This is a genomic window from Intrasporangium sp. (assembly GCF_051961875.1).
GTDB lineage: Bacteria > Actinomycetota > Actinomycetes > Actinomycetales > Dermatophilaceae > Intrasporangium_A.
Genome location: NZ_JBQCCV010000307.1, coordinates 38,657 through 56,150, shown reverse-complemented (window position 1 = coordinate 56,150; position 17,494 = coordinate 38,657). Strand labels below are relative to the sequence as shown.

14 protein-coding genes are annotated in these 17,494 nt (G+C 71.2%); 9 read left to right on the top strand and 5 right to left on the bottom strand.

The window, feature by feature from the left end; translation table 11 throughout:
* Positions 1 to 183 precede the first annotated feature (183 nt).
* On the bottom strand, positions 184 to 654 hold the full coding sequence (locus ACTHJJ_RS19025; protein WP_440304518.1) for a VOC family protein: 471 nt from the start codon (positions 652 to 654) through the stop codon (positions 184 to 186).
* Between the two features lie 129 nt (positions 655 to 783).
* Between ACTHJJ_RS19025 and ACTHJJ_RS19020 the strand changes: the two genes are divergently transcribed.
* The gene (locus ACTHJJ_RS19020) at positions 784 to 1,980 is read left to right on the top strand and encodes an exonuclease SbcCD subunit D (RefSeq protein ID WP_440304517.1); all 1,197 of its coding nucleotides are present in this window, start codon (positions 784 to 786) and stop codon (positions 1,978 to 1,980) included.
* A 1-nt stretch (position 1,981) separates the two neighbouring features.
* On the top strand, positions 1,982 to 4,975 hold the full coding sequence (locus tag ACTHJJ_RS19015; RefSeq protein ID WP_440304516.1) for an AAA family ATPase: 2,994 nt from the start codon (positions 1,982 to 1,984) through the stop codon (positions 4,973 to 4,975).
* A 46-nt stretch (positions 4,976 to 5,021) separates the two neighbouring features.
* Here ACTHJJ_RS19015 and ACTHJJ_RS19010 read toward each other — a convergent pair whose 3' ends face one another.
* From ACTHJJ_RS19010 to ACTHJJ_RS19000, 3 genes are all read right to left on the bottom strand, one after another.
* Positions 5,022 to 6,305, bottom strand: coding sequence for an MFS transporter (locus ACTHJJ_RS19010; protein WP_440304515.1), 1,284 nt, complete (start codon positions 6,303 to 6,305; stop codon positions 5,022 to 5,024).
* 146 nt (positions 6,306 to 6,451) lie between these two features.
* The gene (paaN, locus tag ACTHJJ_RS19005; protein ID WP_440304514.1) at positions 6,452 to 8,164 is read right to left on the bottom strand and encodes a phenylacetic acid degradation protein PaaN; all 1,713 of its coding nucleotides are present in this window, start codon (positions 8,162 to 8,164) and stop codon (positions 6,452 to 6,454) included.
* 38 nt (positions 8,165 to 8,202) lie between these two features.
* Entirely contained in the window at positions 8,203 to 8,616 is a 414-nt protein-coding gene (locus ACTHJJ_RS19000) for a phage holin family protein (RefSeq protein ID WP_440304513.1), read from the bottom strand.
* Positions 8,617 to 8,748: 132 nt separating this feature from the next.
* Here ACTHJJ_RS19000 and ACTHJJ_RS18995 point away from each other — a divergent pair, with 132 nt between their 5' ends.
* The 7 genes from ACTHJJ_RS18995 to paaK all read left to right on the top strand — a co-directional run bounded on the left by ACTHJJ_RS18995 (position 8,749) and on the right by paaK (position 16,077).
* Complete coding sequence (locus tag ACTHJJ_RS18995) at positions 8,749 to 9,957, top strand: 3-hydroxyacyl-CoA dehydrogenase NAD-binding domain-containing protein (protein WP_440304512.1); 1,209 nt, start codon at positions 8,749 to 8,751, stop codon at positions 9,955 to 9,957.
* Positions 9,950 to 10,372 carry a hydroxyphenylacetyl-CoA thioesterase PaaI gene (gene paaI, locus ACTHJJ_RS18990; RefSeq protein WP_440304511.1) on the top strand — a complete coding sequence of 141 codons (423 nt, stop codon included), beginning with the start codon at positions 9,950 to 9,952 and terminating at the stop codon, positions 10,370 to 10,372. The genes ACTHJJ_RS18995 and paaI overlap by 8 nt, the downstream gene beginning before the upstream one ends.
* A 207-nt stretch (positions 10,373 to 10,579) precedes the next feature.
* Positions 10,580 to 11,713 carry a ScyD/ScyE family protein gene (locus ACTHJJ_RS18985; RefSeq protein ID WP_440304510.1) on the top strand — a complete coding sequence of 378 codons (1,134 nt, stop codon included), beginning with the start codon at positions 10,580 to 10,582 and terminating at the stop codon, positions 11,711 to 11,713.
* A gap of 165 nt (positions 11,714 to 11,878) precedes the next feature.
* Positions 11,879 to 12,790, top strand: a complete 912-nt coding sequence (locus ACTHJJ_RS18980) for an ABC transporter substrate-binding protein (protein WP_440304509.1) — start codon at positions 11,879 to 11,881, stop codon at positions 12,788 to 12,790.
* A 47-nt stretch (positions 12,791 to 12,837) separates the two neighbouring features.
* Positions 12,838 to 13,833 carry an amino acid ABC transporter permease gene (locus tag ACTHJJ_RS18975; protein WP_440304508.1) on the top strand — a complete coding sequence of 332 codons (996 nt, stop codon included), beginning with the start codon at positions 12,838 to 12,840 and terminating at the stop codon, positions 13,831 to 13,833.
* Positions 13,833 to 14,720 carry an amino acid ABC transporter ATP-binding protein gene (locus tag ACTHJJ_RS18970; protein ID WP_440304507.1) on the top strand — a complete coding sequence of 296 codons (888 nt, stop codon included), beginning with the start codon at positions 13,833 to 13,835 and terminating at the stop codon, positions 14,718 to 14,720. The genes ACTHJJ_RS18975 and ACTHJJ_RS18970 overlap by 1 nt, the downstream gene beginning before the upstream one ends.
* A 22-nt stretch (positions 14,721 to 14,742) precedes the next feature.
* Positions 14,743 to 16,077: a phenylacetate--CoA ligase PaaK gene (paaK, locus tag ACTHJJ_RS18965; protein ID WP_440304506.1), complete on the top strand. Its 1,335-nt coding sequence runs from the start codon at positions 14,743 to 14,745 to the stop codon at positions 16,075 to 16,077.
* Positions 16,078 to 16,148: 71 nt separating this feature from the next.
* Here paaK and ACTHJJ_RS18960 read toward each other — a convergent pair whose 3' ends face one another.
* Entirely contained in the window at positions 16,149 to 17,180 is a 1,032-nt protein-coding gene (locus tag ACTHJJ_RS18960) for a quinone-dependent dihydroorotate dehydrogenase (RefSeq protein WP_440304505.1), read from the bottom strand.
* Positions 17,181 to 17,494 lie beyond the last annotated feature (314 nt).

The window sequence follows — 17,494 nt, the reverse complement described above, 5'->3', positions numbered from 1 at the left end:
CTCGGGTCCTCACCGCTTGGCTCAGTCGAGCCCCTTCTCTCGCCTGAGCCGAACCGCGGCTCCGGGCCTCGCTCGTTCCTCACTCGGGTCCTCACCGCTTGGCTCAGTCGAGCCCCTTCTCGCCTGAGCCGAACCGCGGCTCCGGGCCTCGCTCGTTCCTCACTCGGGTCCTCACCGCTTGGCTCAGTCGAGGCAGAACTCGTTGCCCTCCGGGTCCCACATCACGATGAACCCGGCCGACATGGGCGGCGCGGGGTCGAACCGCTGCCTGCGACTCGCACCCAGTGCGACCAGACGTTGGCACTCCTGCTCCAGCGCCGCCATCCGCTCCTCGCCCTCGAGCCCCTGCGCGGCCCGGACATCGAGGTGGACACGGTTCTTCGCCGACTTCGGCTCGGGCACCTGTTGTAAGATGACGCGCGGCCCCACCCCGGTCGGGTCGACGATCGCCGAGGCGGACCGGGGCCGGTCCGCGGGCACGCCCGCGCCCGTGAGGAACGCCATCCACGCCTCCACCACCTCACCGGCCGGTGTCTCGGGCGGCAGACCGCTGCCCGGCGGCGGATCGATGACGTAGCCGAGCGCCTCCGCCCAGAAGAGCCCGAGGGAGACGGGGTCGGCCGCGTCGAAGGTCACCTGGAACTCTCGCCTCATGCCGGCTCATGATGACGGAGGCCACCGACAACGGCCACCCGACAGGGGCGGGCTGAGCGGCATACCTCATCCGTCACAGCGGGGCGTGTCCGTTTAGGCGCTGTCGGACGTCGGTCCTACCGTCAGGGCATGCGGTTGCTCCACACCTCTGACTGGCACCTCGGACGGACCCTGCACGGGGTCAACCTCCACGAGGCGCAGTCCGCCGTGCTCGAGCGCATCTGCCGCCTCGTCGAGGACCCGGTCGACGGCGTGCCGATCGACGCCGTGCTGATCGCGGGTGACGTCTACGACCGCGGCGTGCCGCCCGTCGAGTCCGTCCAGCTCCTCGAGTGGACGCTGGCCCGCTTGTCAGAGGTCACGACGGTCATCGTCACCTCGGGCAACCACGACTCCGCGATCCGGCTCGGCTACGGCTCCGGGCTGTTCCGCGACCGGATCCGGATGATCACCGACGCCACGCGGCTCGACCTCCCGGTCCTGCTGGAGGGGTCCGACGGTGTGCGTGCGGCGGTGTATGGCGTGCCCTACCTCGACGTCGACCACGCCCGCGTGCTGCTCGCGGGCGGGGGTGAGCCGCTGGCCCGGTCGCACCAGGCCGTGCTCGCTGCGGCATGCGAGCGGATCCGTGCGGACCTCGCGGGACGTTCCGGGGTCCGCAGCATCGTGCTCGCGCATGCCTTCGTGGCCGGAGCCGAGCCGAGCGATTCCGAGCGGTCCATCGCGGTCGGGGGCGTCGACAGGGTCGCCGCGACGGTGTTCGCCGGGATCGACTACGCGGCGCTCGGTCACCTGCACGGCCCCCAGGCACCGGTGGGCGCTGACGGCTCGGTGGTGCGCTACTCCGGGTCACCCCTGCGCTACTCGTTCTCCGAGCAGGACCACACGAAGGTCGTCCTCCTGGTCGACGTGCCGGCGGACGGCGAGGCGGCGGTGACCCCGGTCGAGATCGACCAGCCCCGACCCATGGCCACCCTGCGCGGCCGCCTCGACGACCTGCTTGCCGACGGGTCGCTCGCGGAGCACGAGGCGTCATGGGTCCGTGTCGCCGTGACCGACCGGGTCCGCCCCGACGCGCTCATGGACCGGCTCAAGTCCCGCTTTCCCCACGCCCTGCAGGTCTTCCACGAGCCGGAGGGGACCATCGAGCGGCGTCGCGGCGGGACCACCGCCGTCAGCGAGAGCGACCCACGAGAGCTGGGGTCCGACTTCGTCGCCCACGTCACGAAGACGATGGCGAGCGAGGGTGAGCTCGAGGTCTTCACGGCGGGCTATGAGGCGGCCGTCAAGGCGCAGCGGCTCGCCGAAGCCCAGGAGGTGACGTGACGTGCAGCTGCACCTGCTCGAGATGACCGCGATCGGCCCGTATGCCGGCACCGAGCGCATCGACTTCGCCTCGGTCGGGCGGGCCGGCCTGTTCCTCCTCGAGGGGCCGACCGGCTCTGGGAAGTCGACGATCATCGACGCCATCACCTTCGGGCTCTACGGCAAGGTCGCCCAGGCGGCGGCCGACGTCGAGCGGATCCACTCACACCACGCCGACCCGCGCACCGTGCCGGTCGTCACGCTCGTCTTCGAGACCCAGTCCGGGCTCTACCGAGTCCGCCGGACACCCCGCTTCGAGCGCCCCAAGTCCCGCGGCGCCGGCACGACAGTCCAACAGCCGAGCGTGAAGCTCTGGCGACTCGGCTCTCCCGACGACCTCGAGGGCGGCGAGCTCCTCTCGACGAACATCGGCGACTGCGACGACGAGATCACCCGGGCCGTCGGGCTGACCCGCGACCAGTTCGTGCAGACCGTGATCCTGCCGCAGGGCGAGTTCGCGACGTTCCTCCGCGCCCGTTCCGAGGACAAGGGCAAGCTGCTCGAGAAGGTCTTCGGCACCGCGTTCTTCCGCCGGGTCCAGGAGCAGATCGTCGAGGCGGGCCGAGTCGCGCAGGCCCGGCGCCAGCGAGCGGTCGACGAGATCCGCGACGCCGTGCACGCCTTCGCCGTCTCCGCGGGCCTCGGCGAGGAGCGGCGGGACGCCCTCGTCGAGCTCAGCCGGACCCGACCTGACGACCTGCTGGGCGAGCTCGCCGAGGTCGTCGACGAGCTGCGCACCCGCGAGCGCCACGCCCGCAAGGCGAGCCGCGAGGCCATCGACCGGCACAAGCAGATGGCCGATATGGTCGGTGACGCGCGCCTGCGGATGCAGCGTCGCGAGCGGCTCCTCGAGCTGCAGCGGCGTGACGAGGACCTCGGTCGTCGGGCCGTGGAGTTCCAGCGACTGGGCGAGGAGCTGGCCCGGGCCGGTCAGGCCCGTCCGGTGGCGGGCGCCGTGCGGACCCTCGCCCAGGCCGAGGCCGCGCTGAAGCGGGCCCAGGCAGCCCTCGCCGCGGCGCGAGGGCGAGTCGAGCCACACCTGCGGGACCGCAGCATCGCCGCCCTGCGCGGCGAGGCGACGAGCCAGCGCGAGGTCATCGGCTCGCTCACCGGCGCCATCGACCTCGAGGCCGGCCTCGAGAGCCGCCGCGAGCAGGCCCGCGGTGTCGCCCGGGCGGCCGCCCAGCACCGCGAGTCGCTCGAGCAGGTCACGACCGAGCTGGCCGCCGTGCCGCAGCTGGTCCGCGAGCAGGACGAGGCGCTCGGGGAGGCCCGCCGCCTGCTGGCCCTCAAGGAGAGCCGCGCCGCCGCGACGCAGCACGCCAAGGAGCGCCTCGAGGCCGCCCTGGCACATGAGGGCGCGGCCGCACGGCTCCCCGACGTTGAAGCATCCGTCGCGGGAGCCCTCGAGGCCGTGCGCACCGCCGAGGGCGAGCTGGGCCGGCTCCGGCAGAGCCGCATCGACGGCATCGCCGGTGAGCTGGGCCTCACCCTCGCCGAAGGCGACCCATGCCCGGTCTGCGGCTCGACCGACCACCCGGCGCCCGCCCGCCCCAGCCCGACCGCGGTCACCGCGGACCAGGTCGAGGCCGAGGAGGCCCGACTGGAGCAGCTCCGATCGACGGCGACGGCACGCGCGGAGCAACTTGGTGCGCTCCGGACCGAGCTCGGCGAGCTGTCGGCCCGGTCCGGCGGCCTCGGCGTCGACGCGGCCAGGGCCGAGGCGGAGCGGGCCGGTCAGGAGCTGTCGGAGTCGATCCGTGCAGGCGCCGAGCTGCGGACCGGGACCGAGCGCCTCGAGGAGCTGCGCCGCCGCGAACAGGAGCTGAGCGAGCGATCGAGGACCCTTGCGTCCGAGCTGGCCCGGCTCGAGCAGAGCCGCGCCAACTGGACCGACCGCCTCGAGCGGGAGGGCGCGGAAGTCGAACGCGCCCGGGACGGTCACCCGAGCGTTGCAGAACGCCGTGCCAGCCTGACGACGGCTGCGGCGCACGTGGACGCCCTCATCGATGCGCTGTCCGCCCACGAGTCGGCGGCCCGCGCGGTGTCGGAGGCGGCCGCGGTTCGCGACGCCGACCTCGCAGCCGCGGGGTTCGGCTCGATCGAGGAGTGGCTCGAGGCAGACCGTCCGATGGAGTGGATCAGCGCGACGAAGAAGGCCATCGCCGACTTCGAGCGCGAATGCACCGAGGTCAGGGCCGGCCTGTCCGGGCCGGAGCTGGCCGACGTCCAGCTCGACGCGCTCTTCGACGACATCGACCAGCTGGCGGAGCTCGAGCGCGCCGCGAAGAAGGAGATGGAGCAGGCGAGCAACGAGCACGGCAGCCTCCGGAGCCAGACCGCCCGCACGAGGGAGCGACTCGGCGACGTCGAGGCGGCCTTGGAGCGCAACGCCACGGTCATCGCCGAGACGGCCGATGCGGTCCGCGTCGGCCAGCTCGTGGCCGGCAACGGTGACAACCAGCTCAACCTCGACCTTGCCAAGTACGTCCTCATCCGACGCTTCACCGAGGTGCTCTCCGTCGCGAACACCGAGCTGGCCAAGTTCTCGGGCGGGCGCTACTCGCTGGAGCACACGGACGCGAAGCAGGGCAACGCGAAGTCCGGCCTCGGCATCCGGGTCCATGACATGCACACCAACCAGGTCCGCGAGGTCGGGACCCTGTCCGGCGGTGAGACCTTCTACGTCTCCCTCTCCCTCGCGCTGGCCCTCGCCGAGGTGGTGCGGGCTGAGTCCGGTGGTGTCGACCTCGGCACGCTCTTCGTCGACGAGGGGTTCGGCACGCTCGACCCGGAGGTGCTCGACGACGTCATGCACACCCTCGAGGGGCTGCGCGAGGGCGGCCGCACCGTCGGCATCGTGAGCCACGTGACCGAGCTGAAGTCGCGGGTCGCCGACCGGATCGAGGTGGTCGTCAAGCCCGACCGGACCTCCACGCTCAAGGTCGTCTCCTGAGCCGAGGCCGCACCGCCCAGCGGGTCCGGCAGGCAGGCGTACCGGGTCAGCCCTCGACGGCCCGCGCGCCGGCGGTGTGGCGGAGCATCGCGGCCAGCGCGATGGCCATGATCGCGATGCCCACGAGGGCGGCGCCCCCGGCGAGCCACGCGTAGCCGAGCCCGCCCACGACGACGCCCGCCATCGCTCCGCCGCCCGCGCCGGCGAGCCCCATGAGCACGTCCGAGAGCCCCTGGACCGCGGGCCTCTCGTCCGTCGTCACCGCGTTCGTCAGCAGGGTCGAACCGGACACGAGCGTGCACGACCAGCCGACCCCGAGCAGGAACAGCGCGACGAGGAGGAGTCCCGACCACCCGACCTCGGACCGCGACGCGAGGAAGGCGGCCACGGCGAGGATCGCTCCGCCAGCCATCGCGATCCGGCGGCTACCCCACCGGTCGACGGCCATCCCGACGAGGGGCGAGAACGCGTACATGCCGAGGATGTGGACCGAGATCACGAAGCCGATCACCTCGAGCTCCGCGTGCCCGTGCGACATGTGCAGGGGTGTCATCACCATCACGGACACCATCACGAGGTGCCCGAGCGCGACGACGAGGACGGCCTCGAGCGCGAGCGTGTTGCGGCGGATCGTCTTGAGCGCCCGCCCCATCGACCCGTCGTGCTGCTCCGAGGAGCCCGTATGCCGCTCGTCCCCGCGAGCCGCGCGCTCGAGCGCCCGGGCCGTCAGGAGCGGGTCCGGGCGCAGCAGGCGGCCGACGACGAGCAGGGCGAGCGCGAAGCCCGCGAGGGAGAAGAGGAAGGACCCGGCCAGGGGCGGGATGCCCACGACGCGGGCGACGGCCTGGCCGGGACCGACGAGGTTCGGGCCGAGGACGGAGCCGATCGTGGTCGACCAGACGACGATCGACAGGTCGCGGCCGCGGCGCTCGGGCACGGCGAGGTCGGCGGCGGCATACCGGGCCTGGCCGTTGGCCGTGGTCCCGCCACCGAAGAGGAACATGCCGACGAGCAGGAGCGGGAACGAGCCGGCCACCGCCGACGTGACGACGGTCGCGGCGCCGACGAGGGCGAGGACGTAGCCGAGCGCGAGGCCCGGCCGCCGACCCCTGGCGGCCATCAGGCGCGCGACCGGAATCGCGATGAGAGCACCACCGAGCACCTGGGTCGTCGTGCCGAGCCCCGCGAGCGTCTCGGAGCCGGAGAGCTGCTCGGCGAGCAAGGCGCCGACGGCGATGCCGCTCGCCATGCCGACCCCGCCGAGCACCTGCGAGGCGACGAGGACCTTGATGGTCGACCTCTGCGCCGCCACTCGGTCGATCGCGCCCATGCGCGCCCCGGCCACCCCCATGTCGGGTGGGACGGAGGGCTCACTCGACGGGGTGGGGAGGGGCTCGGCCGCTGTTACGCCTGGGACGGAGGGTTCACTCGACGGGGTGGAAAGAGGGTCACCGGACGGGAGTGGACCGGGTTCGGTCATCGCACGTGCCGTCGCGAGGTGATGACGCGGAACCGGTTCGCGACGAAGGCGGCGTCCGCGTAGGCAGCGTTGGCGGCAGGGTTGGCCCCGGTGCCGTGCAGGTCCGAGAAGGCGGCCGTCTGATTGACGAAGATCTGCCCGGTCAGGTTCTCGGACAGCGCGACGCCACCCACGGCGGCCGCGTCGCGCGCGGCGTCGAGCACCGACTCGTCGGTCGAGTAGACCGAGGCCGTCATGGCGCCGTGATCGTGCGTCGTGTCGGCGAGCTGCGCCAGGGACTGCTCGGTGGAGGCGGTCTTGATGAGGAAGCCCACCGGCCCGAAGCACTCCTCGGTGTAGACGTCCTCACGGGAGACGTCGAGAGCGACGAGGCCGGGAGCACGGACGACCGCGGCCTCGTACGCCGGGTGCACGACGCGGCGCGACTCGAGCACGACCCGCCCCTCCGCCTCGGCGGCGATCGACTCGAGCGCGTCGGCGTTCCCGCGGACCTTGTCGTTGACGGTGGCGCCGAGGATCTCGACCGCCTTGGCGTCCTCACCGGTGAGTCGCTGGACGGCCCCGGCCAGCCGGTCGCCGAACTCGTCGAAGGACAGGTGTCCCTCGTCGGTCTCGACGCCCGCCTCGGGGACGTAGATGTTCTGGGGGGCGGTGCACATCTGGCCCGAGTAGAGCGAGAGGGAGAAGGCGAGATTGCCGAGCATGCCCCTCAGGTCGTCGGTCGAGTCGACGACAATCGTGTTGAGGCCGGCCTTCTCCGTGTAGACCAGCGCGCCCCGGGCCGCGCCGGCCTGCTCGAGCCAGGCGCCGAACGCCGGCCCGCCGGTGTAGTCGATGATCGCGATCTCGGGGCGCTCGGCGAGGACCTTGGCCAGGCCCTGTCCGTCGTTCTCGGCCGCGAGCTGGACGAGCGCCGGGTCGAAACCTGCCTCCTCGAGCACGGCACGCGCGACCTCGACCGTGATGGCGAGTGGCAGCACGGCCCGGGGGTGCGGCTTGACGACGACGGCGTTGCCCGTGACGAGGTCGGCGAAGATGCCGGGATACGCGTTCCACGTCGGGAACGTGTTGCACCCGATGACGAGCGCGATCCCCCGGCCGACGATGCGGTAGTCCTTCTGCATCCGGATCGGCTCGCCCTTCGCGGGCCGCTCCCAGAGCACGGACTCGGGCACCCGCTCCTGCTCGACGAGCCCGGCCGCGATCGCCTCGAGTGCCCGGTCCTGCGCCTGCGGGCCGCCGGCCTGGAAGGCCATGACGAACGGCTGGCCGGACGTGTGCATGACCGCGTTGCCGATCTCGAAGCTGCGCGTGTGCAGCCGGTCCACGATCTCCACGCAGACCGCGGCCCGAACCTCGGGCCCCCCGTCACGCCACGCCGGCAGTGCGGCCTTCGCCGCCACCAGGCCGGCCTCGATGTCGAGGCCCGGGTACGCGACACCGAGCGTCGGCCCGTAGGGCGACACCTCGCCGCCCACCCACGTGCCGTCGGTCGCCGAGACGAGCTGGGCGGCATACCTCTGGTTCAGGTGCGCCTCGTACGCGGCGACACCATCGGCGGCCGCGGTCTCGCCGTAGACACGGGGGCTCGGCGACTCGGGGTAGCGCGAGTACCAGGAGCGCTCGGTGAGCGCCCGACGGATCTCGTCGAGGACTCCCGCGTGCTTGTCGAGGAGAGAGTGGGCCGAGGTGCGCGCCGTTGCAGTCACCTTGCCGATGCTAGATCACGACGAGGCAGGGGCCCTGCTCAGATCGGCAGGTCGGGTCCGGCCGAAGCGGCCTCGTCACGCGCGCTGCGCACGTCGTCGCTCGTCTTGTCCAACGCGGCCTGCGCGGCGGCCCCGGCCCGCTCCATCGCGCGCCGGCCGGCGAGGGCGAGACCGACCGCGCTTGCGACATGGAAGGTCGTGAGGACGAGGGCGGCGCGCCCCCTCGGCATGACCTTCTCGAGGCCGCGCAGGACCGCGACCTCCCCCATGGCCACCGCCAGCAGGCCGCAGCCGGCCGCCCCGCCGAAGAGCGCAAGGGCCGTGCTGGAGCGCCAGACCGTCGCCATCAGGTCGTCCCGGCGGCGCTCCACCTCGGCGCGCACCAGGTCGGCCGTGTCCTGTCCGAGCCGGGCGGCCGCCTCGCGTGCGCCGCCCTCCGGAGCCTGGGTCATGCGTCCTCCCTCGACCCGAGTCCTCACGGGCACTCGACGCCCGCCTCGATGCGATACCCGGCTCCCGGGACGACTAACGGCGGCGTGGTGCCTTCCATCCTCGCGTGAGCGCGGCACGGCACAATGCGGGCCATGGACCTGTCGAGAGATCCAGACGCCCCGACCACGCTTGGAGAAGTAGCCGTCATCGGCGCGGGCACCATGGGCGCCGGCATCGCCCAGGTCGCCGCCACGGCGGGACACGGGGTCATCCTCGTGGACGCGGTCGCCGGAGCAGCGGAGGCGGCCATCGAGCGGATGCGGACCGTCCTCGCCCGGCAGGTCGACAAGGGCCGCCTGACGCAGGACGCGGCGACGGCCGTGACCGACCGGATCACTCCCGCCACGGCGATCTCCGACCTGCCCGAGTGTGCCCTCGTGGTCGAGGCGGTGCCCGAGGACCTCGAGCTCAAGCAGCGGATCCTCGGCGACGTCGCGGCGACGCAGCCCCCGACGACGATCCTCGCCACGAACACGTCCAGCCTCGACATCACCGCGATCGCCGAGCCGATCCCCGACCCCGAACGCGTCCTCGGCCTGCACTTCTTCAACCCCCCGCCCCTCATGCGCCTCGTCGAGGTGGTACACGGCAAGGGGACGGCGGCGGCCTACCTGGCACACGCGGCCGCGCTCATGGCGGCCTGGGGCAAGACGCCGGTGACCTGCACGTCGACACCCGGCTTCATCGTCAACCGCGTCGCGCGGCCCTTCTACGGGGAGGCGCAGCGTGTGGTCGAGGAGGGCCTCGCCGACCCCGCCACCGTGGACTGGATCTTCCGGGAGCAGGGGGGCTTCCGGATGGGGCCGTTCGAGCTGACCGACCTGATCGGGCAGGACGTCAACTATGCGGTCGGCGCCTCCGTGTGGGAGCAGACCGGACGCGACCCGCGCTACGCGCCGACGGAGTTCCAGCGTGGCCTGGTCGAGGCGGGCCGGCTCGGTCGCAAGTCGGGCCGAGGCGTCTACTCGTATGGCGCTGAGCCGGCTGCCGCCGTCGCCGGCCCGGACCTCGGGCTCGCCGAGCGGCTCGGATCCGGCCCGGTCGAGACCGACCCGCTCGGACGCACCGTCGCCATGCTCGTCAACGAGGCCGTCGACCTCGTCCATCGGGGCGAGGCGAGCGCCGCGGACGTGGACACGGCGATGCGCCTGGGGGTGAACTACCCGAGGGGCCCGATCGAGTGGGGCCGAGACATCGGCCTCGACGTCGTCGCCGAGCAGCTCGCGGCCCTGGACCGGGCCTTCCCCGGCGGGCGCTACCGGCCGAGCCCGGCCCTGACGGATGGGAGCCTCGATGACTGAGCCGCAGCACGAGGAGGGTGTCGCCTTCGCCCAGCGGATGTGGGACGACGACGTGGCGTCACGCGGCCTCGGCATGGTGATCGACCTGCTCGAGCGGGACCACGCCGTAGTCCGGATGCCGATCCGGGAAGACATGGTCAACGGGCACGACATCTGCCACGGGGGTTTCATCTTCACCCTGGCCGACTCCTGCTTCGCGCTGGCCTGCAACTCCCGAGGTGCGACGACGGTCGCGGCGGGCGCGGACATCACGTTCACGGCGCCCGGGCGGCTCGGCGACGTGCTCGTCGCCGAGGGCGTCGTCCGGTCCGCCTTCGGCCGCAGCGGCATCACCGACGTCACCGTGCGCCGCGAGTCGGACGGCCAGATCATCGCCGAGTTCCGCGGTCGGTCGAGGTCCCTCCGCACCACCTGACGCCCTCGAACTACCGAGCGGCAGATCGGGACAAACGGCGACATAAGGGATGGAGCGACCCGCGAAAAGTCAGTGCTGACACGGGAATTCACAGAATCTGGGGACAGCGATCTGGGCCGGCCCTAGCCTCGGGTGATCGACGTCACGTGACGCCGCGGGGGCTTCGTACGCCAACCTGTCGGGCCCTCAATTCACTATGAGGAGACCATGACGATGCACCTTCGCCGACTCGCCTGTGTCGTCGCGGCCGGGACGGCCGCCTGCATGGCCATTGCCGCGCCGGCCGCCCATGCCGACAGCAAGAACTGGCACAAGACCCTGTCCGACTTCGCGCTCGGACCCTTCAACCTCGCCATCGGTCACAACAACGAGGTCTACGTCGCCGACGGCTTCACCAACACCGTGGGCATCCTCGGACGGGCCCCGTTCGCCTTCGGCCCTGAGGACGGCGACATCGCGGGCGTCGACGTGACGCCGGACGGCAAGACGGTCGCCTGGACCTGGAGCAACGCCGACCACAGCGCGACCGGGCTCACCATGCGCACCAGGGGCCAGCAGGACGTCGTCGCCGACATCGCCGGGGTGGAGGCCAGCCAGAACCCGGACAAGGGCAACACCTACGGCGTCATGGACTACGGGCCTGGGGCCGACGCGGCCAAGAAGGCCTGCGTCAATGCGATCCTCGGAGATCTCACGGGGGCGCCGACCTACACCGGCATGCTGGACTCACACCCGTACTCCGTTGCGCGCGCAGGCAACCGCTGGGTCGTCGCGGACGCCGGCGCGAACAACCTCTGGTCGGTGACCGACAAGGGCGCCGTCACGAACCTGACGGTGCTGCCGCCGCAACCGGTGACCTTCAGCGGCGAGATGGCGGCCGCCCTCGCCGAGATGTTCGGCATGTCGCCGGCGGACACCGAGTGCCTCGCCGGAGCCACCTACGCCTTCGAGCCGGTGCCGACCGACGTCGAGGTGGCGCCCGACGGCTCCCTCTGGGTGACGGTCCTGCCCGGTGGCGTGGAGAGCCCCGTCTTCGGTGCCAACGGCTCGGTCTACAAGGTCAACCCGAACACGGGACAGGCATCCCTTGTCAGCAGGGGCTTCCTCGGTGCGACGAACCTCGCCGTGGCCCCCGACGGCACGGTGTATGTCGCCGAGCTGTTCGGCGGGAAGATCTCCAAGCTCACACGGAACGGTGCCATCAGCACCGCGGCCGAGGTGCCGAACGCCGTCTCGGTCGAGGTTCACGGCGGCTACCTCTACGTCGGCACGATGGCGGACATCAACTTCGAGACCGGGCAGATGAACGGGCCGGGCTCGATCCTGCGGCTGAAGCGGTAGGCGGTTCAGCGGCCTACCTGGACACGACGGGGCGGCGGACGCGGAGGGAACGTCCGCGCCCCGTCGTGAAAACGCCGCTGACATGGGTGCCGCTCCCATGCATCAGTGGCAGGATCGGGACACCGCCGGGCGAAGTTGCCCGGGTCGATCCTGGAAGGACCTCTGATGCGCCGCATCTCCCTCGTGGCCGCGACGGGCGCCGTCGCCCTCGGGCTCAGCTTGTCCGCCTGTGGTTCCAACTCGCTCTCCCCCGGAGCCAGCGGTGGCGGCAACAACACGGCGAACGCCCCCGCCCCCACCGGCACCGTCGACCAGGCCCTGGCCGCGAAGCTGCCAGCCAAGATCAAGTCGGCAGGCAAGATCGTCGTGGGGATCGACCCGACCTACGCCCCCAACGAGATGATGGGGGCCGACGGCAAGACCGTCGAGGGCTGGGACGTCGACCTCTTCAACGCCGTGGCCGCGAAGTTCGGCGTGACGGCCGAGTACTCGCCCTCGAAGTTCGACGCGATCATCCTCGGCGTCGACAGCGGCAAGTACGACGTCGGCGTCTCGTCCTTCTCCATCACGGACGAGCGCAAGGCCAAGGTCAACATGGTCAGCTACTACAAGGCGGGCACCCTCTGGGTGACCAAGCCGGGAAACCCCGGCAAGATCGACCCCAACAACGCCTGCGGCAAGAACATCGGCGTCCAGAGCGGCACCACGCAGTTCGACGACATCACGGCCAAGAGCAAGAAGTGCACCGCGGCCGGGAAGCCCGCCGTCAACATCCTCCCGCACGACGGGCAGGACGAGGTGACGGCGGACGTCGTCAGCGGCAAGGTCGACGCCATGCTCGCCGACTCGCCGATCGGCCTCTACGCGATCAAGCAGTTCTCGGGCAAGCTCGAGAAGCTCGGTGACGTCTACGACTCGGCCCCCTACGGCTACGTCATCCCGAAGTCCGAGACCGACTTCGCGAACGCCCTCGTCGATGCCCTCAAGGCGGCGAAGGCCGACGGCAGCTATGACAACGCCCTCAAGAAGTGGGGCGTCGAGTCCGGCGGGATCAGCGACTTCGCGCTGAACCCCTGACGGGCCACGCTGAACGGACTGAGCCACGCTGAAGTCGTGAGGAAACCATGAGCACCGAGCCGATGAGCACCAGCACGGGCGCGCCTCGCGCAGCGGAGGCGGACCGGCCGGGCATCATCCATGCCCGGCCGGTGCCGCATCCATGGCGGTGGGTCGCCGTGATCATCATTGCGATCCTGATCGCGATGATGATCAGCTCCTTCGTGACGAACGACCGGTGGAGCTTCAGCATCGCGCTGCAGATCATGAACCAGGACCCGGTCCTAGAGGGCCTCTGGAAGGGCACCATCGTCGGCACGATCGGGGCGATGATCATCGGCGTCATCGGCGGCATCGTCCTCGCCGTCATGCGCCTGTCCGCCAACCCGGTCCTGCGCGGCGTCGCGTTCGTCTACACCTGGTTCTTCCGCGGCATCCCCCGCATCGTCCTGCTCGGCATGATCGGCACCGGCATCCCGTTCCTTTACGACGGGCTGGACTTCGGGTTGCCCTTCGGCCAGCAGTTCGCCCACGCCCTGGGACTGTCGAACGACTTCACCTTCTTCCACCTCAGCCTGCAGGAGTTCTCCAGCACGTTGCTCGCCGGCATCATCGGCCTGGGCATGTCCGAGGCCGCCTACATGGCCGAGATCGCGCGGGCCGGCATCATCTCCGTGGACCAGGGCCAGACCGAGGCCGCGCAGGCCCTCGGCATGAGCGGCGGCAAGACGATGCGTCGCATCGTGCTGCCCCAGGCCATGAGAGTCATCGTGCCGCCGACCGGCAACGAGACCATCGCAATGGTCAAGGACACGTCGCTGTTCGTCGCGATCCCGATCATCACCGAGCTCTACTACCAGGTCCGCATTATCGGCACCCGCACCCTCGAGATCATGGCGTCCTACGTCGCCGTCGTCGCCTGGTACCTCATCGTCTGCTCGGTGCTGATGGTCGGCCAGTACTACCTCGAGCGCTACTTCGGGCGCGGCTTCGGACAGACTAGGCGGGCGGCGGGGAAGGCGCCGGAGCGCGTCCCGCGGCCGGCAGGCGTGGGAGGCGCATGATGACTCAGACAGCGGCGACACCCCAGACGAGCCGGACCCAGGGTGAAGTCCTGGTCCGCGCCGTCAACGTGATGAAGTCCTTCCACGGCAACGAGGTCCTGAAGGGCATCGACCTGACCGTGCACCGGGGCGAGGTGGTCTGCCTCCTCGGTCCGTCCGGGTCCGGCAAGACGACGTTCCTGCGGTGCATCAACCAGCTCGAGTCCATCGACGGTGGACGGATCTGGGTCGACGGCGAGCTGATGGGCTTCCGCGAAGATGAGCACGGGCGACTGCACCACCTGAACGACAAGCAGATCGCCACGCAGCGGCGTGAGATCGGCATGGTCTTCCAGCGGTTCAACCTCTTCCCGCACAAGACCGCCCTCGAGAACGTCATCGAGGCACCGACACAGGTCAAGGGCGTGCGCCGGGGCCAGGCGAGGGCCCGTGCCCAGGAGCTGCTCGCCTCGGTGGGCCTCGCGGACAAGTCGGCCGCGTACCCGGGCGCGCTCTCCGGCGGCCAGCAGCAGCGCGTCGCGATCGCCCGGGCGCTCGCCATGGAGCCGAAGCTCATGCTCTTCGACGAGCCGACCTCGGCACTCGACCCCGAGCTCGTCGGTGAGGTGCTCCGCGTCATGCGCGAGCTGGCGCAGACCGGGATGACGATGATCGTGGTGACCCACGAGATGGAGTTCGCCCGCGAGGTCGCCGACCACGTCGTCTTCATGGACGCCGGTGTCGTGTGTGAGGAGGGGCCTCCCGAGCAGGTCATCGGCAACCCGAAGAACGAGCGGACCCGTGCCTTCCTCCGCCGCATGCGCAACGCCGAGGTGCGGGACAGCGCCGCAGCCGACGGGGGCGAGGGGGCCCCGGCCCTGGAGGGCTCGGACCTCCCGCCGGCCTGAGCCCCGGGACACAATGGAGCGCATGACGACGACGTCCTCACGGCCCGATCCGGGCACGCCCGCGCAGCCGCTCGACGAGTCCCAGTTCCCGACGTTGTCGGTCGACGAGCTGCGCCACGTGCAGACCGAGCGGCTGTGCGCGACGGTCCGTGCGGCATACGAGAACGTGCCTCACTACCGGAAGGCCTTCGAGGCCAAGGGCGTCCATCCCGACGACATCCGGTCACTGGACGACGTCGCAAAGCTCCCGCTGACGAGCAAGGCCGACCTGCGCGAGAACTACCCCTTCGGGATGTTCGCGGTGCCGCGCGAGGAGGTGGTCCGGGTCCACGCGAGCTCCGGGACGACGGGCCGGCCGACGGTCGTGGGCTACACCCGCCGGGACATCGATACGTGGGCCGACCTCATGGCTCGCTCCATCCGCCTCGCCGGTGGTCGCCCCGGTGACGTCGTGCACGTCGCCTACGGCTACGGCCTGTTCACGGGCGGTCTCGGCGCGCACTACGGCGCAGAGCGGCTGGGCTGCACGGTCGTGCCGGTGAGCGGTGGGATGACCGACCGGCAGGTCCAGCTCATCCGGGACTTCGGGGCGACGGTCATCATGGTGACGCCCTCGTACTTCCTCTCGCTCATCGACGAGATGGAGCGGCTCGGCCTCGACCCGCACGAGACCTCGCTGCGCGTCGGGATCTTCGGTGCCGAGCCATGGACGGAGTCGATGCGCACCGAGATCGAGGGCCGGACCGGCATGGACGCTGTCGACATCTACGGGCTGTCCGAGGTGATGGGCCCGGGCGTCGGGCAGGAGTCGGCAGAGACGAAGGACGGCCTGCATCTCTGGGAGGACCACTTCTATCCCGAGATCATCGACCCGCTCACCGAGGAGCCCGTCGCCGAGGGGGAGCCGGGCGAGCTCGTCTTCACCTCACTCACGAAGGAGGCGATGCCGGTCATCCGGTACCGGACCCGCGACCTGACGCGCCTGCTGCCCGGCACCGCCGTGCCGTCCATGCGCCGGATGGAGAAGATCACCGGTCGTAGCGACGACATGATGATCGTCCGCGGCGTCAACGTCTTTCCCACCCAGATCGAGGAGCACGTCCTCGCCGAGCCGGCCCTCTCGCCCTACTTCCAGTGCGTCCTGCGCCAGCCCGGCCGGATGGTCGAGCTGACGGTCCTCGTCGAGCCGCACGAACGGATGGCTGAGGCCGACGGGGCGGCGCTCGCACGCCGGCTCGAGCACACGATCAAGACGCGCATCGGGACGACGTGCCGGGTCGAGGTGCGCGACCCCGGCTCCATAGAGCGGTCCGTGGGCAAGGCCCGCCGCATCGTCGACGAGCGACCGAAGCAATGAGTCGGGCGCGGGACGTCGGTTCGGTCCGGTTCCTTGCCCGCGAACGCTCGTGAGGCCTCGACCTGACCTGACTACTTGCGCTGGGCGACCGCGCGGTTGATCGCCCGGACGAGCGGCGGTCCGCCGTAGATGAACCCGGAGTAGAGCTGGAGCAGTGAGGCGCCGGCGTCGAGCATCCTCAGCGCGTCGTCGACCGTCGCGATGCCGCCGACGCCGATGACGGGCAGGTCCGGGGCCTCGCGATGGACGAAGCCCACGACCTCCCGCGACCGCTCGGTGAGGGGGCGACCACTCAGGCCACCGGCCTCCGAGGCCCGGCCCTGGTCACCGGGGGCGAGGCCGTCCCGGCCGATGGTCGTGTTGGTCGCGATGAGCCCGTCGACCCGGTGCTCCGCGCAGACCTCCAGGACCTCGCCGATGGCGGTGTCGGTCAGGTCCGGTGCGATCTTGACGACGAGTGGCGTCTCGCCGGCCTCGGTCCTCAGGACGCGGAGCAGACCATCCAGGGCGCCCCGGTCCTGCAGGCTGCGCAGCCCCGGGGTGTTCGGCGAGCTGACGTTGACGGCGAAGTAGTCGGCATACGGCCGCAGCACCCGCATCGAGAAGACGTAGTCGCCGACGGCGTCCTCGACCGGGGTGATCTTCGACTTGCCGATGCTGATGCCGAGCGGCACGCCAATCGGGCCGAGCGCCCGCAGCCGGGCGGCGAGGGCGTCGGCGCCGTGGTTGTTGAAGCCCATCCGGTTGATGATCGCGCCGCTCTCGACGAGCCGGAACAGCCGCGGGCGGGGGTTGCCCGGCTGTGCGTGGCGGGTCACCGTGCCGACCTCGACGAACCCGAAGCCGAGCGCCGGCCAGGCCCGCAGCGCCACCCCGTTCTTGTCGAGACCCGCGGCCAGGCCCACCGGGCTCGGGAAGCGCACCCCGAACACCTCCCGCGGTGCGGGGACGGCGAGCAGCCGCCGTAGGCCGCGGAGCACGGGCGTGGCCCGGCCCAGGGTCGCGAGGGCGGCCAGGGTGCGCTCGTGCGCGACCTCCGCGTCACCGCCACCCAGACGGAAGAGGGTTCGCCGGACGGCCCGCTCGTACATCACGGCGCCCATCGTGCCATCCATCGACCCGTATGCCGCTGACCTCGCTCCCGGAGCACCCCTCCTCCGCGCGCTGGGCCACTGTCCCGCTGACAGGGGCAAGGGGCCCACTGCCCGGCGGCCGTCCTCTAGCCCGCCGCCACATGACCGCCCCGTCAATGCCCGCCACCTGACAGCCCGGACGAGTCTCCGATTTCGCCCACGCGCCACCCGGTTCTGCCCCACGATGGCACTGCACTGGGCGGGGTGTCGCGCACCGGGGGAACCACAGCGACTGCCGGGTCACGGCGGCAGTGTGAGCGCGGCGACATGAACGATGCCGGGGA